This is a genomic window from Bacillus massiliglaciei (genome assembly GCF_900098925.1).
GTDB classification, from domain to species: Bacteria; Bacillota; Bacilli; order Bacillales; family DSM-1321; genus Peribacillus; species Peribacillus massiliglaciei.
In genome coordinates this window covers 50,149-73,836 of the sequence record NZ_LT622354.1, presented here as the reverse complement: position 1 = coordinate 73,836, position 23,688 = coordinate 50,149, and the positions used below count along the sequence as shown (strand labels likewise).

Genomic DNA, 23,688 nt, shown 5'->3' with positions numbered 1-23,688 from the left:
ACCATTACTATTTTTTTGTTCATTTCCTTAACCTTTTTATACCAAAGCATCGGCAAAAAAAGAATCTGCCTTATCCAGGCAGACATTAATCTTCATCTTTTATGTCGATATCTTCCGGTATGGGTTCGTTATAATACTCCGCAAGCTGCTTTCGGTATTTCTCCATTTGTTCAAGATGGGCATTAAATTGTTCTTTATAAATCAAGCATTGTTCCCCATCGTCCACTGTACGAATCTTATTCTGAAGCACGAGGCTTTCAATATAGGATTCCGGCAATGATAGATATTCTGCTGTTTCTTTTATAGTCATGTACATACACCATCACCTCTAATCATTACTATACTAAATTCTCGTTTGCATTTCATCTGTTTGGCTTTCTGACGGAATCAGCATTTTTTTATGAAGAGAGCCCTTTAGACCATTATGGACTAAAAGGGCTCTCAAAAATTTGATCATTCTGTTGTTTCAAGCTTCGGATTCACCAGCAGACTGATGATATACCCTAACAGAGCACCGATGATCGCAGGCAGAAGCCAGCCAAGCCCCTCTTCATACAGCGGCAGGATGGACATGAAGAAATCCGAAAGAGCGGACCATTCATAACCCGCTGCTTTCAATCCATCAAACAGGCTGACGATAAAGGTAAATAAAAGGGACATGCGATATACAGCAGCTCTGCCTTTGAACCATGAATGAGTGAATGTTAAAGCGATGAGCACAATCGCCAATGGATAAATGGCTGTTAAGATTGGAACAGAAATCGAAATTAATTGATTCAATCCTATATTTGCTACTACTGCACTGAACGCAGATAAAATAATAGCCAATGCTTTATAGGACAATCTAGGGAATAGCTTATGAAAGTAAGCGGCACATGCAGTTACCAGGCCGATACTCGTCGTCAGGCAGGCAGCCGTTACAATTAAACCTAACAGGACACCGCCAAAACCGCCGAAGTAATAATGGGAAATACCGGCCAGAACAGCTCCGCCATTATCTAAATAGCCAAGCGGCTCAATACTTAGCGCCCCCATATAAGTAAGCGACGTATAAATGACAGCCAACAGGAGTGCGGCAATCAGACCAGCTTTCGTACAAATGATCATCAGCTGCTTCTTTCCTGTAACTCCTTTTTCCCGAATGGCATTGATGACAATAATTCCAAATACAAACGATGCCAGTGTATCCATCGTTAAGTATCCTTCCTGGAACCCTTTAAAGAACGGATGGGAAACATATGGACCTGTTGCCTCCCCAAACTCACCCATTGGCTTGAAAATCACCGTAAAAATGAGAATTGCGATGAAAATCAGCAATAAAGGTGTCAGCCATTTGCCCACGACATCCACAATACGGGCAGGATTAAGAGAGAAAAAGCAAGTCACCGCAAAGAAAAGAACCGTAAACAGCAACAAAGGCAAAAAGCCGGGATCTCCTGACAAAAATGGTTTGACCGCTATTTCATAAGAAACACTGCCTGTACGCGGCAATGCAAAAAACGGACCAATCGCCAAATATAAAACGACTGTAAAGATTAATCCAAATGCAGGATGAACACGGCTGGCAAGAGAGTGTAAATCACCCTTTCCAGAAAAGCCAAAGGCCATTACACCAAGGAGCGGCAAACCGACACCCGTCACAATAAAACCGGCGTTAGCTTCCCATATATTTGATCCCGAGGCTTGACCAAGCATGGCCGGGAAAATTAAGTTTCCTGCCCCGAAAAATAAAGCAAAGAGCATAAAGCCCACAACAATAATAAAAGATGATGGAACATTTTTCGACACAAACAGGACCTCCAAAATTCATTTAAACTTCCAATAATTCTGAATTTTCTTTTCAATGATTCAATATCAGAATTAACACTGTCGATTACGTATCTTAACATAAAGACGTACGGCTTTGAACCTAATTATCGCAAAAAAATATAAAATTTCAGTTTTTTAGACAATTTTTTTGTAAAAAAAGGGATTATTGTCATTCATTCGCTTGTATTTTCCCTTTCATTTACATTTTTCATACATTTACTTCTCCTCCATTAGATAACGAACCCACCATGCCTTTTCCCGCAGCAAAAAGGATCGAGAAAGTTTCTCGATCCCTTTTGAAAGAACAGACAGTACTATTTTATCTGCGGTTCATAGAGGAAGATGTTTCCCTGTCACTCTCCCTAAATAGTTCCTTGTCATTCTCTTCATCCACATGCGCATCTTCTTTTTTCAGTGTCTCGGAAATATGTTCGGTGTCCTGAACTTTACGTTTTCCGATCACAACTTCTTCAGTTACGACAGGTTTCTTTGTCACTTCCACCTGCTCTTCAACAATCGGCACCTTGATGGTTTCATTTCCATCCACCGGTTCAGTTGTTCCATCTTCTTCGTTTACCGGACGCCGCTCGACATACACCTCGTCACGGGAAACAGGAACATCGATATTCTTTTCCTCTGTCGTCACTTCTTTCTCTACGCGGACTTCACCTGTCTTCACTTGGTCCTTATCCACATCCAAAACTTCCTCGCGAAGTTTCATTGAGTTTTCCTCTACTGTATCAAGGTTGGCATTATCACTTTCCAGTGGATTGCCGGCCCGCGTCTCCGTCACGCCATAATCACCCACTGAAGTATCCGCCTCACCTGCTGTTCCGGATACGCCGGTTAACGGGGTGCTTCCTCTTTCATCAAGACCGCTGCGTCCTCCATAAAGGCCAGATGCTCCAGTCGTATCATTGCCAATTTGATCAATATCAGACGCTTGAGCTGCTGTGTCAACAGCCAGCAAATATTTTCCCTCATCTAAATCTGTCATATAGGCATCCAGTTCACCCTCAGGAACATCAACCCCCTGGAATCGATTGGCTGCCGTATCATCCATCACAAAGAATTCCTTTAGTTTATCCCAAAAAGAGTCTGGTTCATTCGCCGTTCCGGCATGTGCCACATCTGCACCTGTTCGATTTTCTACATAATTCGTATCGTTCCGATTGGTAATGACTGCAATATTATCCGAATTGTATCCTTTAGAAGTCAAGCCTTCAATTGCCGCTACCGTTTCTTGTGGTGTTTCATATACTCCGATGATTTTTTTAGCCATTTCAACTTCCTCCTCTGGATTCATTTTTGCTTTTGTCAATGTTAATTGTTGCTACACCCTACTTTTACCCGCTCTGGTCCCCCCTAAACAAGCCCGCTGGAATTGGATAAAAAACCCTTTACTTAAAAAGGCGTGAGAAAATAAAAAAAGCCCATTTCATAGAGAAATCAGCTGTTTAAGAGTGTAGGTCAAACTCCACTTCGGATAACGCATTCTGCGGGCAGGGCAGAGCCGCTTTTCCCGCTGGAGCCGCCGCCCTCCGTACCAATCGATTTTCATTACTTTATAGCAGCAGCCCGCCGAGTAAGACAATGACCGGAACCGTTACTAATACGGCCAAATTTGTCACCAGTGTCTGCATGACCCCATAATCTTCATCCGCCTGATAGAGTCCGAAAATGACCGATGCGCTTGTAACCGTAGGCATAGCCATTTCAATCATCATCAATTGCCCCATATCCGCCGGCAGGTTCATGGCGGAAATCACCAGGATTCCTAAAATAGGAAAGGCGATAAGCTTGAGTGAAAGCGGCATCATAATTAATTTGGCCGGCACTTTCCTTTTTTCTTTAATAATGGTCATCGTCAGCATCCCTATGTAAAACATCGCAAGCGGGCTTGCGATAGCCGATACTGAAGCCGTTACATCCTTGACAAAAAAAACCATATCCAGCTTAAAAACGGTTACAATCAATCCAATAAAGACGGCGGCATTCGGAGCCGAAATCATTGCCTTCATATTCTTCGCCGAAATCTCTTTGCTTCCCTGGATAAAAAGCACCCCGAGCGTCCAGAGGGTCAGTGACATACCGGCATCAAATACGGCCGCGAGCACTGCTCCTTTTGCTCCGAAAATAGAAGCGCATAAGGGGATTCCAATAAGCCCGGTATTTCCAAAGGCAGATAAAAAAGCCGTCTCCCTTGCCTTAAGCGCTCCAAGTCCGATTCCCCTTGAGACACCCCACGCTAAAAGCAGCCCTGCAGCATTGAAAGAAATAGAAAAGAGAAACACAAAAATCATCTGTTTCATTAACTCATCTGTAATTTCAATTTGAAAGAATCCATTAAGAATAATGGCGGGCAGTGCCAGATTAATCAGCAAAAAAATCAGAAATCCTCTGACATCCTTTGTGACAGAAACCTTCCTTGTCAGCCACATTCCAATCCCCAATAAAACCGCCAGTCTTAAAATCGTGCTTATGAGAACAAAATAGTCCATCCCATCCCCCCTCACCCCGTGTCTTCTTTAGCAAAATTCCTTTTTTTATGGAAGATTAGCTTTATAAATCGTAAATCATTTAGAATATTCAGTCAATAAAACACTTAGGTTTTCCGCCATTAAAAAACAGACAAAGAAAAAGATTTCTCTGTCTGTTTTTACAGATCACTGCTTACCATGCGTATTTTCACTTTCCCGCACTATTCCCTTTTCCTTCTCGAAAACAGCTTTCAAATCATCCCGTACACTGCTGTTTGTCAATTCTACATTCGTCCGGTAGGACACTCTGCAGATAAGATGAGCTGCCACGGGAGCAGTAAGGAAGACAAACAAAATGCCGAGAATCAGCCGGATACTGAAGTATCCTTCAGAGAAAATAAAGTAAAGCAGGGTGCCCAGCAGAATGCATAAAACACCCAGCGTGGCACTTTTAGAAGCCGCATGTGACCGAGTATATACATCTGGAAGTCTGATGAGCCCAATGGCACTCAAAAACGTGAGCACGGATCCGGCAAGAACAAACAAAGCGCCCAGAATTTCACCTACGTCTTTTATACTCAATGACAATCCCCCTTTCAAGATACCGGGCAAGCGCAATTGTGCCGACAAACGACAGAATTCCGATCAAAAGGATGATTTCCAAATAGGCGTACGTTCTGAATATAATAGAGAAAATCGCTACACCTGCAACCAAATTAATCGCTATAAAATCCAGTGCCTGGACTCTGTCCGGTATCGACGGGCCCTTGATGAGCCGGTATAAGGCAGCCAGTATAGAAAGCGTGAGAAAGAATAATGCAGTTGATAAAATAAACGAAAACATTATTTCCGGGTCACCTCCTTAATGGCAGCCTCGAAACGGGCCTGGGCTTTAAACACGGCATCACTCGATTCCGGAATATTCAGCGCATGAATATAAAACACTTTGTTATCCGGTGTAATTTCAAGCACAACCGATCCCGGAGTAAGGCTCAGCAATAAAGCAAGCATGGTAATCTCCAGTTCCCCTTCCAGGTCTGTTTCCAAAGCGAAAATGCCAGGCGTGATATTGACTTTCGGCTGAATCACCTCACGAGTGACCAGGATGCTTGATGTAATCAACTCACTAATGAAAACAAGAATAAGCTTGATAACCGAAAATAACTTCCTGAAATATAATTCGGTAGGAAAAAAACGGCGGATCATGAACAAAACGATAATACCGACAAAGTATCCGCTTATGAAGGACAGAACGCTCCATTCGTCCTGCAGAAACATCCACAGGAAGGCAATGATTAAATGAACTAATACTTGGATGGGCAAAGGGCTGCACCCCCTTTCATATAAGGCTAACTACAGATTCACTTTCCTAAAACGGCTTTAATATATTGAGCGGGATCAAGCAATTCATCTGCTGCCTGGCCAGCATACGCCATAATCCCTTCCGCACCAATGCCAAGGAGGACGGTCAAGGCTGTCAGAATGCCAATCGGCAGGGCAACTGCTGCGCCTTTGGCCTCTTTATCTGAGCCGAGCGAGCCCCCTCCCCAAAAGCTATTCATGAAAATCTTCATCACCGAATACAGGATCATTAAGCTCGTCAAGAGGCCAATGGCCCCCAGCCAATAATGCCCGGCTTCGAATGTTCCTTCCGTAATAAACACTTTCCCAAGAAAACCGCTTAAAGGCGGAATACCGGAAAGGGACAGGGCACCGATAAAAAAGGACCAGCCGAGATAAGGATGGGTGGAGATTAGCCCCCCCATTTCCTTCAGCCTGCTTGTGCCTGTTAATAAGATAATCACTCCGCCGATCATGAACAGCAAGGCCTTAATGATGATGTCATGGATCAGGTAATACAGGGCGCCGAGCAGGGCATCATGATTAAATGCCGCCAGTCCCGCCGCGATAAACCCGGCTCCGATAATGACGTTATAAGTAAGGATTTTCCGGATATCTCCATAGGCTACTGCGCCAAATGCCCCCAGAAGCATGGTCAGGGCCGCCATGATCCCAATAATAAGATGAGTAACCTGCGGCTCATGATAAAAGATAAGAGTAAACAATCGGAAGATCGCATAAAGCCCTACCTTTGTCAGCAGCGCCGAGAAAAGAGCTGCAATCGCACTTGGTGCAGACCCATACGAATCCGGAAGCCAAAAGAAGAGAAGCAGGGCTGCTTTTATACTAAAAACAATCAGAAACAAGAGAGATATGGCTGTCAGCAATCCATCCTGTCCCGCCTCTTCCACCCTTACAGACAAGTGGGCGAAATTCAACGTTCCCAAAGCGGAGTATAAATAGGCCACAGCTATAAGGAAGAGGAAAGAGGAAAGCAGATTGATCAAGATATATTTTAAAGAACCGCGAAGCTGCCTCCTTGTTCCTCCGAGCGCAAGCAGCACATACGAAGAAATCAGCATAACTTCAAAACAGACAAACAGATTAAAGATATCCCCGGTCAAAAATGAACCATTGACACCTGCGATGAGAAACAAGAACAAGGGGTAGTAATAATGCCTTTCCCGTTCACTTCCAATCGTCTTAAAAGAAAAAATATAACAGCATAAAGCAACAATATTTGCCGTCAGTAACAGCAAGGCGGAAAACATATCTGCGGCAAAACTGATTCCATAAGGAGCCTTCCAGCCTCCTGCATGGAGGACCAGGATGCCTTCGGTATGGATCGTTCTGATCAAAATGACAGAAACTGCACTGACGAGAACCAGTCCCAGAATCCCGGCCAACCGCTGCAGCTTAATCCGCTTCTGAAAAATAAGCATCACGATTCCGCACAACAGCGGAATTACTATAGGCAGTATAATCAAATTATTCATCTTCATTTCCCCTCAGCTGCTTCATATCGTCCGAACCCAGCACCTTATTCGCCCTGTAGCTTAATACAAGAAACAAAGCGGTCGTCCCAAAATTAATGACAATCGCTGTTAATATCAGCGCCTGGGGAAGCGGGTCTGTATAACTGCTGCTTTTAAAACCTAAAAGCGGCGGCCCGCCTGTTTTCAGCCCGCCCATCGTAAGAATAAGGATATGGACGCCATGGCTGATAATAGAGGTCCCCAGAATGATTCGTAGTAATTGCCTGGACAGAATTAAATAAGTTCCGATCATGAAAAACAGACCAGCCAAGATTGACAATAAAGTTTCCATGCTTATCGATCCTCACTTATCGTTAATATAATAGTGACTGCCGTACCGATTACGGCCATGGCCACCCCCAGGTCAAAAATCAAGGCAGTCGCCAATTCCGTTTCTCCAAATACCGGAAGATCAAAGTAATTGAACGCCTGGCTTAAAAATGGTTCCCCAAAAAGAAAGGAGCCTCCCCCGGTCAACAGGGCCAGCAGCAGGCCGACTGCCGTAAAAATCTTGAAGTCCACATTCATGTTTTCGGTCACCGTTTCTACATCAAAAGAAAGGAAAAGCAGGGTCAGTGCTGAAGCGATGCTCAATCCTCCGATAAAGCCTCCCCCGGGATTATGGTGACCGGAATAAAAAAGGTCAATGGAAAAGGTCAGAATGATGACAACCGCAATTTTGGTAACGGAATGCAGGATTAAATCATTAGGTTCCTTCATTCATCCCCGCCTCCTGACATGCGTATTTTAATTAAGGTGTATACGCCCAGACTGGCAATACATAAAACAAAAATCTCCAGCATCGTGTCCAGCCCCCTGAAGTCAACCAGGATGCTGTTCACTATATTTTTCGCTCCGGCCAGTTCATATGAATTTTTATAATATCCCGAAATCGAATCGAACAATTTATGGCCATTTGCAGCAAGAGCTGTCAGTGTAACTAGCGCCCCAACTCCAACGGAAATCAACATGTTCACCCACTTGAAAGGAAGCTTTTCCTTCCAAAGCTCCGGCAGATGGCGGAAGCAGAGCAGAAATAAGGTGACTGTCACGGTTTCTACGACGATTTGAGTCAGAGCCAAATCCGGCGCACTCATGACGACAAACAGCATAGATAAGAGATAGCCTACTGCCCCTACTGCTACGAGCGAAACCAAACGCGTCTTCGAAAAGAGTACCGTCAAAGCAGCAATAAACATGCCTAAGACCAGTCCCCCCTCATAAAACCGGATAGGAGCATCCTTGCTGAAATCAAACGAGACACCGTCCAGCAGCCATAAAGCGCCGCCTACCAGAATGATCATGAAAAGGAAAATATAGCGGAGATAATCCCGGCTGTAGCCTGTCATATATCCTCCAGTTAAACCGCGGGAGAACCCTTCTATCCCTTCAAGGCCGGCATCATACAGATGATTGAGCGTTAAAGCCTGCGGATACAGACGATACAGTCTCACCCATTTCCATAAATAGATGTACATCAGCACACCGAATGCCACGACCCCGAACGTCATGAATAATTCCGGTGTAAATCCATGCCACGCACTGATCTTTAATGCAAGCCCGCCATTTGCAGCAATCTCCGGGAGAATCACATTCAGGGCAGGATGGAGTAAATAGTCTGCGAGCGTATTCGGGAAAAAGAAAATTAAGACAACCAATCCAGCCAGGATAAGCGGAGCAATCAGCATCCCTATTGGCGCTTCATGGGCCTCTTTCTCCAGCTTTAAAGGTTCATACTCCCCTGTAAACGTCTTGAAGACCAAGATCATACAATAGATAAAAGTAAAGACACTGGCGACCCAGGCAACAACGAGAAATGCCGTGCCAAAATGATCCATTCCGAACAGCTGCAGTTTCGATGCATGCAGAACGCCCGTGAAAAACATTTCCTTACTCAAGAATCCATTAAAAGGCGGCAATCCAGCCATCGAAAAACTGCCAATCACGGCAACCGTGAAAGAAAGAGGCATGAGAGCCATCAGACCGCCAAGTCTCCGAATATCACGTGTACCGGTTTCATGGTCAATGATTCCGACAACCATGAACAGACTGCCTTTGAACGTGGAGTGATTAACTAAATGGAAGAGTGCAGCAAATACTGCTACCGCATAAAACGACGATTCTTCGCCGCCTCCGAAATACACAGAAGCTGAACCAAGTCCCAGCAGGCTCATAATTAAGCCAAGCTGACTGATTGTTGAAAAAGCCAACAGTCCTTTTAAATCTTTTTGCTTAACGGCATTCAATGACCCATACAGCAGAGTAATCATTCCGATTCCAGAAACGAGCCAGAACCATTCACCTGTACCTCCGAAGATGGGTGTCAGCCTCGCCACTAAATAAATACCGGCCTTGACCATTGTCGCTGAATGCAGGTAAGCACTGATCGGCGTCGGCGCTTCCATGGCATCCGGCAGCCAGATACTGAAAGGGAACTGCGCAGACTTTGTAAAAGCTCCGGTCAGAATCAATAGCATTGCAGGAAGGAACAGCGGACTTTCCTGAATCGTACTGATCTGTTTAAACTGTTCTCGAATGCTGTAGGTATCAGCCATCATGGACAGCAGGATGAAACCAGCCAGCATGCACAGTCCGCCCATCACTGTAATCAATAATGATTTCTGGGCTCCGTAGCGGGATTTCCCCCGCTGATACCAATAAGCAATCAATAGGAAGGAAGCAACACTCGTCATCTCCCAGAATACATACAAAACAAGAATATTATCAGAAAAGACAACGCCTAGCATCGCCCCCATGAATAGAAGCAAATACACATAAAAATTGTGCAGGGCTTCCCGTTTCTTGGATAGATAATAGATGGAATAAAGCACAACAAGCGCGCCGACTCCTGTAATTAACAGACCAAAAATAAGACTTAAGCCGTCTGCGTAAACCGAATAATTAATTCCCACAGAAGGAATCCAGGCGGCAGTATAGGATGGCACATTCCCTTTAGCGATTTCCGGTATCAAACTAAGAAAGTAGAGAAAGATCACAAGCGGGACTGCCATCACGAACCATCCTGTATGTATAGATGAAACGAAGCGTTTATACAGAAAAGGAACCAATATGGCAAAAACAAACGGAAGCAAAAGCATGATTACTAGCAAAATATCCACCCCTCCTAACTCGTTAAAACATAAAACTCTTTTTTACTGTTTCAATAAAATGATGTAAATGATCAATCCGTTTGCGAGAAGAGACATTTTTCAATAAGATGAAAAACACGGTCGAGATCAAAAACATAAGGCATTCTTTCCGTATTCAACGGTCCTTTTTATTTAGTATTTTCATCGATTTTGGACAAGGTTCACCTGCGCTGTCGTATGATTTTTCATAAATCTCATTGACTCACGTAGTAGCATAAGCTATAGTCATACATAGTTTGGGTGAACAACACCAAAAATATCAATATTCCCATCGATCATGAGGTGAGAAAGATGAAGAAAGCAAAAGGACGCATGGACGAAAGCATTCTCGTTTGCGTATATTATGGACCTAATGGGGAACGTCTCATTAAAAGAGGCTGTAAAATCGCCGGAATGCTTGACTGCCCTCTATATATATTAACGATCGATCCCAAGCCATTTGATGAAATGGATGCTGAAAAATCATTTTATATCACAAGATGGAAACAGCTTGCAGAAGAACATAATGCAGAGGAATTCATCATAAAAGATGACGAAAAGCGTCCGGTTACTAAAGTAATAGCAGAGGTAGCCAGAGAAAAGCACATCACCCAAATTATTCTTGGCCAAACCGCCCAAAGCCGCTGGGAACAGATTGCCAAAGGGTCGATCATTAACTCTCTGCTGCGGGAAATTCCCTTCATCGATCTTCATATCATTTCAGTGGCGCGTGCATTGAAAGGCGAAGAAGGCCAATATGAAAAGGGTGTTCGGGCTTACTTGATTCCGGAAGGGGACCATTATCGCCTGACCTTCAAATACACCAAAGACGTGGAATATGAAGGAATCTTCTTTAAGGATTATGGAACTGATTTCAATAACGGTATTTTTAAATTCATGCGCAACAAGGAAACGCTGCAAGTCATAGTAACGGATGACCTTGTTAAAGAATTAACCAATGTTGACATGAACAGTACCATTGAAACGTATAATGATGATAAATAATTGGAAGACAGGCCTCCGCTCCTAAGCGGGGGCTTTTTTTGTCCGCTTCTTTCTATTACAGATTGACATCCACCCTAATGGCCTGCTGGTCATTTTTTTCAATCCCAATGTACCGTAACGTCTCTCCCCTTGAGTGGTGATTATAGATGGACATAAGGATAGAAATGGCAATTCCTTTGCGATAAGCATGGTAGCCAAAAGTCTTTCGAAGGGTATGGGTACCGATTTTCCCCGGAATGCCTACATCTCTTGCCGCCTGGTTGATAATCCGGTAGGCTTGCTGCCTTGTGATCGGAAGGTCATTTTTTTTGGATTTAAATAGATAATCAGAACCCTTAAATGAAATGGAAGCCAAGTATTCTTCTAAAGCTTTTTTTACATTTCCATTGAGATAAAAAGCCTTTTTCTCTTCCCCGTCTTCCCATTTCATAAACTCCCTGATTTTTCCGTCATCCCATACATCCTCTATTTTCAAGGAAAGTAAATCACTGACCCGGATGCCCGTATTGATCCCCAGGACGAAAAGAAGATAATCCCGTTTCGAGTGGTTATAGAGATTTTCCTTAATATCATTAATGCTTTCAATCTCCCTAATGGGCTCAACATACTCCACCAGAATTCCTCCTAATGTTACTTAATTTAATGGTATCATAATTTAAGTTACATAACAAAGAAACCGCCCACTTTTTTCTGAATTTTTTCTCAGACAGGAAAATCAGTTCCTGCTAACAGTCAGCTCTTAACCAAAAAAACTCCCTGCCAATCGGCAGGGAGCAAACTCTTAGCAGTCAGCGTGAAAACCAATCTGCTTTTTCATCTATATGTACAAACGGAATATCCGTTGCAATTTGTCCTTGAATCGTGTCCGCCTTCAGATTCTCTCCTGAAAGCCAGCTGCCAAAATCGACTTCTGCAGGCTTCTGGTCCCCGCCAAGTGCCATCCAGGCTTTCAATTCCTTCGGAAAATAACCAGAGGTATGAATCGTTCCTGCCCAGCTGCTGTACAGATCAGAAAAGACGCCCCGGCCTGTATCATTCATGAGGCGGAATGCTTCATATGCGGGCAGATTCTGCTTTTCTTTGATCACACTAAGCCTTCGATTGGAATCCGCCAGATGCCGTCTGTTTTCATGTGTCATGATTTCAAAATGATTGGTGCAGGCATTGGTTTCACGAATTTCTACTCCTCTTGGGGAGGTTTCCGCTGCATAGGTCTTGCCGGTGCGGTCATATACAACGTATGTAAACGAATGACGATGCGGTATTTCTTTCAGCAAATCGACAGCATCCTCTGCATTGCCGCAGCATTCCAAAATCAGCCTGCCGATCATATTGCAGACAAAACCTTCTCCCGGATTTTTTCGGTTCATGAAGTTGTATCCCATCGCAAGTCCTTTTTCATTCATTCCATCCATCCGGCCGGTAATCTTCTGGCTCGGCCCAACCATCGCATATCCCCCATCTGTCGGCTGAAAAAGCATATAACGGCCATCATAGGTTTTCGGATGATAGTCATAATTCCGAATCAGGTAATCGCCGCCTGTCATAATGGAACAGCCTGATTTGACATAATTGACCCGGTACCCCCCGAATTCCATTAAGATCTTCTCCATCGGCCACTTCAAGGCATCCTGCAGTCCGAGGAATTCCTCCCATATGCCGGGTGCCAAAGAAGTGATCGCCTGCCTGATCTCCTGTTCCGGCACCTCAAAGCGCGGCTGCCTGACCTTCCATTGGTTCTCACGGTTCCGAACGGTCAGGGAGTCCTTCAGCTTCTCCCCTTCCATAAAGCCAAAATCATAATGTGTGCCCCGAAACTGAATCACATCGATGTATATGTCTCTCAATCTCCATCCCTCTTTTTTCATAGTCTTGTCCACTTAAGGATACGGGAAGGTTTCCCAAAAATAAAGAATGGCTTTCTAAGAAGAAAAAAACAGGCTGTAAATGGAAAACTTATCTGACGGATCATGCTCCGTCAGTCCAGGTACAGCAATTTCCTGCAGCAATTCAAACGGTGTCTGATTTTCCAAATAAAATAGATAGTCAGCAGAACTATAATATAAAACGAGCCGGATGTTCCTTGGTTTATTCTCTGCAGACCGCAGAATGTTCCTGACTACTTTCATGAAAATCTGGACGGAAAAAGGATTGAAGAAATAGAAAACCGTATCCGCATCCTGAACGTGGTACTCCTCCGCCAGACAGCATTCAAATTGGATATCCGCACCGGCCCGGCCTGTTTTTTCAAGATAGCTTTCGCGGTTCTCTATCGCTTCTTCAACAAATCTCCGGTTCATCTCAATTCCCAAAACGGGCATTCCCAGCCAATAATCTGCAAAAAAACCAAGTCTTCCCTTTCCGCATCCAATATCAATCAACCGGTCTGTCTCCTCTGCATCCCAATGCTCAAACAGCACTTCTAACGCTTGATAAGGGGTGGGTTCATAACGGTTATAATGAAGAGAATCGTAAAACGATTTCTGAATGGCTCCAGTGTTAATATGCAGGAATGCTTCATAATCCTTCTTTTTCATATTTCTCTCCTATTTTAAAGATGTTTTCATTGTTACCATAAACCTCCCCGCCCTCCATTGCAAAAGAAAAAAGCCTTCTTCAGGCTTTAAAGTCAGACAGCGCTATTTGTTTTTTTTATCCGGCTCCACTATGACTGGGTTAGGGAGGCTTTTATCCGAGCTGTAATATTCAGGAACTTCTCCAGGGAAAAACATGTCACCGACCTTCGTCTGGTTTTCAATGGTATATGTATCTTTATAAAATGGAATGACAATTTGCACATTCACTTTGAAATAGACAAATAGTTCAAGGAAGGTATTATTAATGCCTGATGAGGTGACCTTTGTTTCAAATCTTGGCTCTACATTTTGCACCAATGAAAGCTGCACTGGGATTTTCGGTCCAAAATTGGAAAGAAGCGAGTTGCCGGTAACCACACCCAGAGGGATATCATAGACAATGGATTGCATCTCCTCATCCATGACATCATTGAAATTAGAGCTCGGTGATTCCTTCTGGCTGATGTTTAATCTTTTTTCGATATCCTTTGTTGTTTCCAGCAAAAAGGTATTGTACACTTTTGAATCAAAACTCCACGTCGTCGGCCCGTCTTCCCCATTTTTTTGGAGAAGGATCAAATCCTTTACATCTAATTTCTTTGTTATATTTTCATATATGGAGTCATTAATAGACTGCGTCGCAATCCGTCTTGTTTCGGCTTTGGCAATATTTTTGATGACCGGCTCAATCGATCGATCCACCAGCCAGATTGTCAGTAAATTCGTAACCGCAAAAAACAAAAGAGTATAGATAAAGGTTTTCTTCCATGAGAAAGGCCGTTTCAGCTGCTTCATTCTAGGACGGAATCGTTTCCTGAACATAGATTCAACTCCTTTCTATCAATCTATGCAGGAAATCCAAGATTTTTCGTCCCATGAACAGGTGAAAGCACATTATTTCCTTTTAACCAGCTGCCAGCCGCGCTGGCGTCTCCTTGATTTCTTCTCTCCTTTATATTCAACGGTAACCGTATACGGATCAAGTTCCGGCAATTTTTCTCCCTGCTTCACTTCCACACGGCGTCCGCCCTTCACTCTGCCTCCGCCATGCCCCACTTCCGCATATATGCCTGACAAGACGGCCACTTCTCCTGATTTACATACTGACATATGCCCTTCATCCCTTTCCTTTATCCGTTTTTCCATTCCATTCATATTATGATTGTTTCCCTAAACTATACGCCTTCCCGCTTATAACAGAAAAAACAGAGGGATTTCGTTAAGGTTTCAATGTTTCCGTCATTTTACATTCCTGTTAATAGTCTGGAATTGCGTTTTTCTCTTAAAATAGGCGGGTACCGTTAGAACATGCCTGGAAGATCAGGCAAATACTTCTTGAGGAGAGATGCAGATTATGAAATTGAAATCAGTCAAAAAACTTACAGCAGGAGCGATTTTAGCATCATCGTTTGGATTAGCCGTCCCCGCCATGGCAGATGAACCAACTCATAATGATCGAAATCAAGATGTAAAAGCCGAACACTTTGGACATAAAGGACATTGGGGTAAGCACCAATTTAACCCGCTTGAAAAACTCAAAGAAGGGGACCAGTTTGCAGGATTGACTGTTGCCTCTGTTACAGAAGAAAATGATACAAAAACGGTCGGACTCAGTGGGTCAATCACTGTAAAAGGATTTTATGATGAAGAAGACGGAACACTTAAAGTAATTCCGCCAGTTCACAAATATTATCACCATAAAGGATTCAAATCTCCTAAACCGGTAGAAGTGGCAATCAATAATCCAGAAGCCCTGACTGGCACACAAACAGAAGGAGAAGAGGATGCACCTGAATTCGTCACCCTTTCCAACATTACCGTTGTCTACAGCAATGGCGACTATTCAGCAACAGCTGATGCCGCTGCTGCCGGAGAAACAAAATAATACAAGCCGGATTGCTTAAACAGCATCCCATAAAAAAAGGATAAAGGAACGGCATCAGCCGTCCTTTATCCTTTTTGCTGTTTTACTTAGAAAGCTTGTCTTCCTGACGCACATGAAGCGGTGTCCTGTTACCCATTTTCAGCATGAAAAAGCTTGCGGTAACGAGTAAAAGGAATACGATGCCGACAATCAGAGAAAGCCGGGTGCTCGGATTAAACCACATTCCGACGAGCACGATTAATAAAAAGACAATCGTTGCATAATTGCTGAAAGGAGCAAACGGCATTTTGAACGGATGATCTTCCATTTCATCCGCTTTTATCTTTCTGAACCGAAGCTCACTGATCAGCAGGGCGAACCATGGAACCATCCCAGGCAGAACACTGGCACTGTACACATAGACAAACAGCTGCGGCGGTGCAAGATAATTCAGGATAACCCCAATTCCTAACCCGAGAAGAACAGCAATCGTACAGTAAGCAGGGATGCCATTTTTTGATACTTTTGCAAAGATTTTTGGAGCCTGCCCATTCAGAGCCAGCGTATACAGCATTCTGCCGGAACTGAAAATTCCGCTGTTGCAGCCAGACATGGCAGCTGTAATCACGACAAAGTTAATGATCCCTGCTGCTGCCGTAATTCCGATTTTGGCAAAAGTTGAAACAAACGGACTCCCCACTTCATCAAGCTGATTCCACGGAAAGACGGTCACAATGACAAAAATCGCACCAATATAAAAGACAAGAATACGCCAAATAATCGTTTGGATGGCCTTTGTTAAGGTCCTCTTTGGATCCTTGGCTTCACCAGCTGTAATGCCGATCAGCTCGACCCCTTGGTAAGCGCCGATAACCAGTGCCAGAGCAAAGAAGAACCCCTGCCATCCTCCAGTAAAAAAGCCGCCATTTTCCCAAAGGTTAGACAGCCCAATAGCATTGCCGCCGTTTCCAAAACCGAAGAAAATTAACCCAAGACCCGCTATAATCATCACAATAATCGTCACAATCTTAATTAAAGCAAACCAAAATTCGAATTCCCCGAAAGATTTAACGGAAATCAGGTTTGCCGCTCCGAGAATGACCATGGCAATCAGTCCCGGCACCCAGGCAGGCAAGTCTGGAAACCAGTACTGCATATACATGCCTACAGCAATAATTTCGGACATTCCGACGATAACCCATTGGAACCAGTTGCTCCAGGCTGTTAAATAACCGGCCAAAGGATGAATATATTGGCTCGCAAACGTTGCAAACGAACCAGTGGAAGGTTCCAAATACAGCATTTCTCCCATCGAACGCATAATGAAGAAAATAAACAGCCCTGCAATCGCATAGGCTAACATAACCGATGGACCCGTCCATTTGATTGTACTTGCTGATCCCATAAATAAGCCCACACCGATCGTGCCTCCGAGAGCAATCATTTGAATGTGGCGTGACTCAAGCCCGCGGTTTAACTCTTTGTTTGACATTCCTAACTCCCCCAGATGCTATAGCCATGGCTGTATACAAAAAATAGATGATTTCTTGATAAAGGACCTAAAGCTAAATTTTTTATTCTTATTTTATAATAATAAATATTCTGTTAAAAAACAAATGTATTTTTAGGAAAAACACTCAATCTAAAATGTTCTGCCGCCCAGTATGGCAGGCTTGGGACATAAATCGAGTAGGAGGGGGTGATTAACCCCCGACCTCTCACACCACCGTACGTACCGTTCGGTATACGGCGGTTCCATTAAGTTTGACGCAGAAATTCATATCGATTATATAAACTTTTCAACCCTCGGTGACTCCAATACAAGTTATTGAGGGTTTTGTGTAAGATTGGACTACAGGCTATTCTCCAATATTTCTTTCTGGAGTTTCCCCATTCATATGCCTTTTGGTCAGGGACACCTAGACCTTTGAGTTTTCTTACTCTTGTCCTCGGTTTCTTCCATTGTTTCCATTCAAGCATACGGAGTCTCCGTCTAATCCACTCATCAAATTCTTTAAATTTACTTGGTGTATCAGCCAATGCAAAATATCCACACCATCCCGTTAGATATTGATTTAGTTTCTCGATTCTAACTTCCATAGGAATTTGTTTAGAACGGGAGGTTAACTCCCGTATTTTAGCCTTAAGCCTTTTAATACTTTCATTGGCTATTCGAACCTTCGGTTTCTTATTGACCGTAAAGCTAAAGCCAAGAAACTTTCGTTTCCACGGGCGATCAACTGCTGACTTTTCTCTATTTACTTTGAGCTTTAATTTCTGCTCAATAAAGCATGTAATTGAGTTCATCACTCGTTCTCCAGCTTTCTTCGATTTCATGTAAATATTACAATCATCGGCGTAGCGGACAAACTTGTGACCTCTCCTTTCTAACTCTTTATCAAGTTTATCCAAAAGGATATTCGAAAGAAGGGGGCTCAGTGGACCTCCTTGTGGTGTTCCTTCTTCTGCATCATAGACTACACCATTCATCATAATTCCTGCTTGGAGATATTTCCGTATAAGTTTCAAGACCAGCCGGTCTTGGATTCTACTTGCTAATATCCCCATTAACTTATCATGATTGACTCTATCAAAGAATTTCTCCAAGTCCATGTCAATCACCCATCTATAACCTTCACTTATATATTCCCTTGCTTTACGAACCGCATCATGACCTCTTCTATTTGGTCTAAACCCATAACTATGTTCTGAGAAGGTTGGGTCAAGAAGTGGGGTTAGAACTTGGGCGATAGCCTGTTGAATGAACCGGTCTGTCACGGTAGGTATTCCTAGTAATCTTACTCCACCGTTCGGTTTCGGGATTTCGACTCGACGGACTGGGTTAGGTTGATAGGTACCTTCCCTTAATGAATCACAAAGAGTTTCCCAGTTCTCATAGAGATGTCTTCGTAGGGATTTTACGGACATTCCATCTATGCCGTGACTCCCTTTGTTCTTCTCCACACGTTTAAGTGCTTCTATTAAGTTTTCCCGTGACAGAATCAGATCCATTAACATGTGATATTTCCTTTCGACGTGAACGTAGAAATCTAATTATGTTATTCCTGCTCCACCCTCATGAAGTCCCCTGTGGAATTCACCACTTCCTCCTTCAAGTAAGTCCTTTCGGATTGTCTGCTTCTATACAGGAATTATATGCCTAGTTCTCGTTCTTCCTAATAGTTCAGTCCTTCCCATTCCATCTCGAGTTGGAATGGTACTATGACCTCGGCTGACTTCTGATTGTTCAGCTGTCCATCGCTGGATAGGTTACCAAGGGAACTTGGCGTTCCAATCAGACCTCCCCGGGTAAGAGTACAGTCTTTCCCTCCATCTATCTGCTTCATTTACTCTGTACCACCTTCGGCAGTAAGGACTTCGTTTTGTTGTGCAAACTCATCCAATGGTACCTAGCCTTATATGAAGTTCGTGTTCCTCAGACCGGAGGTTTGCCGCTCGCTTCCTTCAGATTCTGCGTCACCACAGACACCCTTGCGTTAAGCTAACCATTACTACTGCCTTCATGGTTCGGGACTCTCACCCTATAGACTGCACCCATGCCGGGCGNAATCGAGTAGGAGGGGGTGATTAACCCCCGACCTCTCACACCACCGTACGTACCGTTCGGTATACGGCGGTTCCATTAAGTTTGACGCAGAAATTCATATCGATTATATAAACTTTTCAACCCTCGGTGACTCCAATACAAGTTATTGAGGGTTTTGTGTAGGATTGGACTACAGGCTATTCTCCAATATTTCTTTCTGGAGTTTCCCCATTCATATGCCTTTTGGTCAGGGACACCTAGACCTTTGAGTTTTCTTACTCTTGTCCTCGGTTTCTTCCATTGTTTCCATTCAAGCATACGGAGTCTCCGTCTAATCCACTCATCAAATTCTTTAAATTTACTTGGTGTATCAGCCAATGCAAAATATCCACACCATCCCGTTAGATATTGATTTAGTTTCTCGATTCTAACTTCCATAGGAATTTGTTTAGAACGGGAGGTTAACTCCCGTATTTTAGCCTTAAGCCTTTTAATACTTTCATTGGCTATTCGAACCTTCGGTTTCTTATTGACCGTAAAGCTAAAGCCAAGAAACTTTCGTTTCCACGGGCGATCAACTGCTGACTTTTCTCTATTTACTTTGAGCTTTAATTTCTGCTCAATAAAGCATGTAATTGAGTTCATCACTCGTTCTCCAGCTTTCTTCGATTTCATGTAAATATTACAATCATCGGCGTAGCGGACAAACTTGTGACCTCTCCTTTCTAACTCTTTATCAAGTTTATCCAAAAGGATATTCGAAAGAAGGGGGCTCAGTGGACCTCCTTGTGGTGTTCCTTCTTCTGCATCATAGACTACACCATTCATCATAATTCCTGCTTGGAGATATTTCCGTATAAGTTTCAAGACCTGCCGGTCTTGGATTCTACTTGCTAATATCCCCATTAACTTATCATGATTGACTCTATCAAAGAATTTCTCCAAGTCCATGTCAATCACCCATCTATAACCTTCACTTATATATTCCCTTGCTTTACGAACCGCATCATGACCTCTTCTATTTGGTCTAAACCCATAACTATGTTCTGAGAAGGTTGGGTCAAGAAGTGGGGTTAGAACTTGGGCGATAGCCTGTTGAATGAACCGGTCTGTCACGGTAGGTATTCCTAGTAATCTTACTCCACCGTTCGGTTTCGGGATTTCGACTCGACGGACTGGGTTAGGTTGATAGGTACCTTCCCTTAATGAATCACAAAGAGTTTCCCAGTTCTCATAGAGATGTCTTCGTAGGGATTTTACGGACATTCCATCTATGCCGTGACTCCCTTTGTTCTTCTCCACACGTTTAAGTGCTTCTATTAAGTTTTCCCGTGACAGAATCAGATCCATTAACATGTGATATTTCCTTTCGACGTGAACGTAGAAATCTAATTATGTTATTCCTGCTCCACCCTCATGAAGTCCCCTGTGGAATTCACCACTTCCTCCTTCAAGTAAGTCCTTTCGGATTGTCTGCTTCTATACAGGAATTATATGCCTAGTTCTCGTTCTTCCTAATAGTTCAGTCCTTCCCATTCCATCTCGAGTTGGAATGGTACTATGACCTCGGCTGACTTCTGATTGTTCAGCTGTCCATCGCTGGATAGGTTACCAAGGGAACTTGGCGTTCCAATCAGACCTCCCCGGGTAAGAGTACAGTCTTTCCCTCCATCTATCTGCTTCATTTACTCTGTACCACCTTCGGCAGTAAGGACTTCGTTTTGTTGTGCAAACTCATCCAATGGTACCTAGCCTTATATGAAGTTCGTGTTCCTCAGACCGGAGGTTTGCCGCTCGCTTCCTTCAGATTCTGCGTCACCACAGACACCCTTGCGTTAAGCTAACCATTACTACTGCCTTCATGGTTCGGGACTCTCACCCTATAGACTGCACCCATGCCGGGCGCACACAAATAAATCAAATTTCTCACAGAGAAATTTGATTTATTGTTTGCACTTTATGAATTTCCGTTTCAGGGACGCGTTCCGGGGCCACAGCTCGGGCCTTCAGTCTCTCCCGCGTGCTGTGCCCAGGAGTTGCCTCTCCGCTCTCAATCCTAACATCCCCAGTTTCTCACCTATAATTCCAAGCATTTTGCTTATTCTTAAAACCGCTTCAGTTCCGGCTTTGTTCCCTTTGTTTTTTACTGACTGATCACTTCTTTATTGATATATGTGTTATTTTTTTCAAGGAAGCTTGACCAATTTTCGGTTGCTTCATATGCTTCGGCGGCATTCAGCAATAATCCATCTGAATATGGCCTGCTGATCATTTGGAGCCCCGCCGGCAGATTGGCCTCAGTAAATCCGCACGGAACAGAGATGGACGGAAACCCTAAAAAATTCCCAATTGGCGTCCTTCCAAGCGAAAAGATGTTATTCAGAGACTCCTCCGGTTTCACGCTCCCAATTTCAAACGGGGGAATCACATGTGTAGGGGATAAAAGAATATCGAAGTTTTGTCTGTCCATAGATTCTAACACATACTGGATAAAACGCTCTCTCTCACGCTTAGCGTGAATATATTGGCTCGCGGAAACCTCACGTCCCAAAGTCAGGCGGTACCTAGTATCTTTCCCATACAGATCCGGTGTTTCTGTAAAGGATGTCTCGTGAACGGCATACGCTTCTGATTTGGAGATGATCTTTTGAGCTTCTAACGCTTCTTCGATTCCGGTCAGCTGCACATCAACGATTTCAGCACCTAGATCTTTCAATCGATCGATTGCTTTAAAGACTACCCGGCCGATTTCAGCATCCATATTTTCAAAGAAGTACTTTTCTGAAATGCCGATTCTGAGTCCCTTCATCTGATTCCTTCTTGCTTCAAAATCTATTTTAGCCAATTGTTCCGATTCGCCTATAGCCTTAAACAAAGTTCGGCTGTCTGCAACCGTCCTGGTCATAGGTCCCATATGATCCAAGGTCCAGCTCAGCGGAGTGCATCCTTCTCTGCTGACCGTATCATACGTCGGTTTAAAGCCAACGATGCCGCATAAAGAAGCAGGGAGACGGATAGATCCGCCGGTATCAGTGCCAATCGCACCGAATGCGGTGCCAGATGCCACTGCAGCGGCTGAGCCTCCGCTCGAACCTCCCGGAATCTTCTTCAAATCCCATGGATTGCGAGTCGGTCCATAATGAGGATTTTCAGTAGTTGCACCCATGGCAAATTCATGTAGATTGGTTCTTCCGATGATAATAGCGCCCGCTTCTTTTAATTTTTTCACAAGGTCTGCATCCTCTAGCGAAATATGGTTTTCAAATACTTTTGAGCCTGATGTATTTCTCGTATTTTTCATTTCAAAAATATCTTTAATCGCGATTGGAACACCATGCAGCGGCCCGCGGTCTTTCCCCTCATACAGCTCTCTTTCCAGCAATTCTGCCTGCTCCATCGCTTCCTCACGGAGAACGGTTATATAGGCATTTAAGGAAGCTTCGGATTGGTCAATCCGCTCCAGCTGCTGTTTTGTCACCTCAACCGGCGATATTTCTTTATTTTTTATTAAACGTGAGAGTGTTTCGATATCTTTGAAAAATAATTCATTCATTTCTTCCTTCCCCCTTATTTAAATTGCAGATTTGTTATAGACTCCGCCTAAATCGCCGTCCAGCGTTAAAATAGAGCTTAAAAGTTTTTTCGTCACGTCCTGTTTCGGGTTTCTGAATAACTCTTTGGCGGTCGCCGTCTCAACCATCCTTCCCTTCGACAGCACCCCTACCCGGTCACAGAAATAAGCGACCAAATCCAAGTTATGGGCAATAAATAAATAAGTCAGGTTAAATTCTTTTTGCAAATCCAGCAATAGATTAATAATCTGGGCTTTTACGGACACATCCAAAGCGGAAACCGGTTCATCCAGCACGAGAAATTTCGGCTTCAGAATGAGGGCGCGGGCAATTCCGGCTCTCTGCCTTTGTCCGCCTGACAGTTCATGGGGATATCTGTGAAAGAAATCTGCTCTCAACCCCACTACCTCCAGCATGTGTATGACTTGATCATGGATTGAAAGCGAATCAGCGGTATTTCCAATTTTTTTTAATGGGTGGGCTATTTGCTCGCCAATTGTCATCCGTGGATTGAATGCAGAACCTGAATCTTGAAAAACAATTTGGATTTCACTGCGGAGTGCATTCATCTCCTTTTTCGATAAATCCAGCAGCGGCCGTCCATTATACAGGATCGTTCCGCTTGATGGCTGAATCAGTCTCAGCATCATCCGGCCGATTGTCGTTTTACCTGAACCAGATTCCCCAATTAATCCAAAAGTTTCCCCTTCCTTAATGGAAAAATGGACATCCTCGACTGCCGTAAAGCTTTTGGCGGGGAACAGCAGACTTTTCCTGCCGGCATATACCTTTCCCAGCCCTTTAACCTCGATAAGCGCATCACTGTTCATG

At 43.7% G+C, this 23,688-nt stretch carries 25 protein-coding genes; 2 read left to right on the top strand and 23 right to left on the bottom strand.

Annotated elements, in window-relative coordinates; translation table 11 throughout:
- Positions 1-85: 85 nt before the first annotated feature.
- The 11 genes from BQ4305_RS03385 to BQ4305_RS03335 form a co-directional block, all read right to left on the bottom strand.
- A complete protein-coding gene (locus BQ4305_RS03385; RefSeq protein ID WP_110926470.1) occupies positions 86-316 on the bottom strand; it encodes an excisionase family DNA-binding protein in 231 nt (76 codons plus the stop codon).
- Positions 317-453: 137 nt separating this feature from the next.
- Positions 454-1,788, bottom strand: a complete 1,335-nt coding sequence (gene brnQ, locus BQ4305_RS03380) for a branched-chain amino acid transport system II carrier protein (RefSeq protein ID WP_110926469.1) — start codon at positions 1,786-1,788, stop codon at positions 454-456.
- Positions 1,789-2,128: 340 nt separating this feature from the next.
- Positions 2,129-3,091 carry a YsnF/AvaK domain-containing protein gene (locus tag BQ4305_RS03375; RefSeq protein ID WP_110926468.1) on the bottom strand — a complete coding sequence of 321 codons (963 nt, stop codon included), beginning with the start codon at positions 3,089-3,091 and terminating at the stop codon, positions 2,129-2,131.
- Positions 3,092-3,374: 283 nt separating this feature from the next.
- Entirely contained in the window at positions 3,375-4,310 is a 936-nt protein-coding gene (locus BQ4305_RS03370; RefSeq protein WP_110926467.1) for an AEC family transporter, read from the bottom strand.
- 165 nt (positions 4,311-4,475) lie between these two features.
- The gene (mnhG, locus tag BQ4305_RS03365; protein WP_199880539.1) at positions 4,476-4,871 is read right to left on the bottom strand and encodes a monovalent cation/H(+) antiporter subunit G; all 396 of its coding nucleotides are present in this window, start codon (positions 4,869-4,871) and stop codon (positions 4,476-4,478) included.
- On the bottom strand, positions 4,849-5,133 hold the full coding sequence (locus BQ4305_RS03360) for a Na(+)/H(+) antiporter subunit F1 (RefSeq protein WP_110926466.1): 285 nt from the start codon (positions 5,131-5,133) through the stop codon (positions 4,849-4,851). Before BQ4305_RS03360 ends, mnhG begins: the two co-directional genes overlap by 23 nt.
- Entirely contained in the window at positions 5,133-5,612 is a 480-nt protein-coding gene (locus tag BQ4305_RS03355) for a Na+/H+ antiporter subunit E (protein WP_110926465.1), read from the bottom strand. The genes BQ4305_RS03360 and BQ4305_RS03355 overlap by 1 nt, the downstream gene beginning before the upstream one ends.
- A gap of 38 nt (positions 5,613-5,650) precedes the next feature.
- Positions 5,651-7,126, bottom strand: coding sequence for a Na+/H+ antiporter subunit D (locus tag BQ4305_RS03350; RefSeq protein ID WP_110926464.1), 1,476 nt, complete (start codon positions 7,124-7,126; stop codon positions 5,651-5,653).
- The gene (locus tag BQ4305_RS03345) at positions 7,119-7,457 is read right to left on the bottom strand and encodes a Na(+)/H(+) antiporter subunit C (RefSeq protein ID WP_110926463.1); all 339 of its coding nucleotides are present in this window, start codon (positions 7,455-7,457) and stop codon (positions 7,119-7,121) included. The genes BQ4305_RS03350 and BQ4305_RS03345 overlap by 8 nt, the downstream gene beginning before the upstream one ends.
- A 2-nt stretch (positions 7,458-7,459) precedes the next feature.
- Complete coding sequence (locus BQ4305_RS03340; protein ID WP_110926462.1) at positions 7,460-7,885, bottom strand: Na(+)/H(+) antiporter subunit B; 426 nt, start codon at positions 7,883-7,885, stop codon at positions 7,460-7,462.
- Positions 7,882-10,263, bottom strand: coding sequence for a Na+/H+ antiporter subunit A (locus BQ4305_RS03335; RefSeq protein WP_110926515.1), 2,382 nt, complete (start codon positions 10,261-10,263; stop codon positions 7,882-7,884). Before BQ4305_RS03335 ends, BQ4305_RS03340 begins: the two co-directional genes overlap by 4 nt.
- A gap of 342 nt (positions 10,264-10,605) precedes the next feature.
- Here BQ4305_RS03335 and BQ4305_RS03330 point away from each other — a divergent pair, with 342 nt between their 5' ends.
- Complete coding sequence (locus BQ4305_RS03330) at positions 10,606-11,298, top strand: universal stress protein (protein WP_110926461.1); 693 nt, start codon at positions 10,606-10,608, stop codon at positions 11,296-11,298.
- 55 nt (positions 11,299-11,353) lie between these two features.
- Here BQ4305_RS03330 and BQ4305_RS03325 read toward each other — a convergent pair whose 3' ends face one another.
- The 5 genes from BQ4305_RS03325 to BQ4305_RS03305 all read right to left on the bottom strand — a co-directional run bounded on the left by BQ4305_RS03325 (position 11,354) and on the right by BQ4305_RS03305 (position 14,984).
- Complete coding sequence (locus BQ4305_RS03325) at positions 11,354-11,911, bottom strand: tyrosine-type recombinase/integrase (RefSeq protein WP_110926460.1); 558 nt, start codon at positions 11,909-11,911, stop codon at positions 11,354-11,356.
- A gap of 175 nt (positions 11,912-12,086) precedes the next feature.
- Positions 12,087-13,145, bottom strand: a complete 1,059-nt coding sequence (locus tag BQ4305_RS03320; RefSeq protein WP_110926514.1) for a C45 family autoproteolytic acyltransferase/hydrolase — start codon at positions 13,143-13,145, stop codon at positions 12,087-12,089.
- Between the two features lie 75 nt (positions 13,146-13,220).
- The gene (locus BQ4305_RS03315; RefSeq protein WP_110926459.1) at positions 13,221-13,835 is read right to left on the bottom strand and encodes a class I SAM-dependent methyltransferase; all 615 of its coding nucleotides are present in this window, start codon (positions 13,833-13,835) and stop codon (positions 13,221-13,223) included.
- Between the two features lie 102 nt (positions 13,836-13,937).
- The gene (gene yunB, locus BQ4305_RS03310; RefSeq protein ID WP_110926458.1) at positions 13,938-14,696 is read right to left on the bottom strand and encodes a sporulation protein YunB; all 759 of its coding nucleotides are present in this window, start codon (positions 14,694-14,696) and stop codon (positions 13,938-13,940) included.
- Positions 14,697-14,768: 72 nt separating this feature from the next.
- Complete coding sequence (locus tag BQ4305_RS03305; protein ID WP_110926513.1) at positions 14,769-14,984, bottom strand: YjzC family protein; 216 nt, start codon at positions 14,982-14,984, stop codon at positions 14,769-14,771.
- 244 nt (positions 14,985-15,228) lie between these two features.
- Between BQ4305_RS03305 and BQ4305_RS03300 the strand changes: the two genes are divergently transcribed.
- Positions 15,229-15,759 carry a hypothetical protein gene (locus BQ4305_RS03300; RefSeq protein ID WP_110926457.1) on the top strand — a complete coding sequence of 177 codons (531 nt, stop codon included), beginning with the start codon at positions 15,229-15,231 and terminating at the stop codon, positions 15,757-15,759.
- Between the two features lie 82 nt (positions 15,760-15,841).
- On the opposite strand, the gene BQ4305_RS03295 is transcribed toward BQ4305_RS03300, so the two are convergent.
- From BQ4305_RS03295 to BQ4305_RS03265, 7 genes are all read right to left on the bottom strand, one after another.
- A complete protein-coding gene (locus BQ4305_RS03295; RefSeq protein ID WP_110926456.1) occupies positions 15,842-17,230 on the bottom strand; it encodes an amino acid permease in 1,389 nt (462 codons plus the stop codon).
- 266 nt (positions 17,231-17,496) lie between these two features.
- Positions 17,497-18,756, bottom strand: a complete 1,260-nt coding sequence (gene ltrA, locus BQ4305_RS03290) for a group II intron reverse transcriptase/maturase (RefSeq protein WP_110926455.1) — start codon at positions 18,754-18,756, stop codon at positions 17,497-17,499.
- A 158-nt stretch (positions 18,757-18,914) separates the two neighbouring features.
- On the bottom strand, positions 18,915-19,085 hold the full coding sequence (locus BQ4305_RS21250; protein WP_199880500.1) for a hypothetical protein: 171 nt from the start codon (positions 19,083-19,085) through the stop codon (positions 18,915-18,917).
- A 296-nt stretch (positions 19,086-19,381) separates the two neighbouring features.
- On the bottom strand, positions 19,382-20,641 hold the full coding sequence (ltrA, locus tag BQ4305_RS03280) for a group II intron reverse transcriptase/maturase (protein WP_110926047.1): 1,260 nt from the start codon (positions 20,639-20,641) through the stop codon (positions 19,382-19,384).
- Between the two features lie 158 nt (positions 20,642-20,799).
- On the bottom strand, positions 20,800-20,970 hold the full coding sequence (locus tag BQ4305_RS21245; protein ID WP_199880500.1) for a hypothetical protein: 171 nt from the start codon (positions 20,968-20,970) through the stop codon (positions 20,800-20,802).
- 458 nt (positions 20,971-21,428) lie between these two features.
- Entirely contained in the window at positions 21,429-22,838 is a 1,410-nt protein-coding gene (locus tag BQ4305_RS03270) for an amidase (protein ID WP_110926454.1), read from the bottom strand.
- 18 nt (positions 22,839-22,856) lie between these two features.
- Positions 22,857-23,687, bottom strand: a complete 831-nt coding sequence (locus tag BQ4305_RS03265; protein WP_110926453.1) for an ATP-binding cassette domain-containing protein — start codon at positions 23,685-23,687, stop codon at positions 22,857-22,859.
- Position 23,688: the final 1 nt, after the last annotated feature.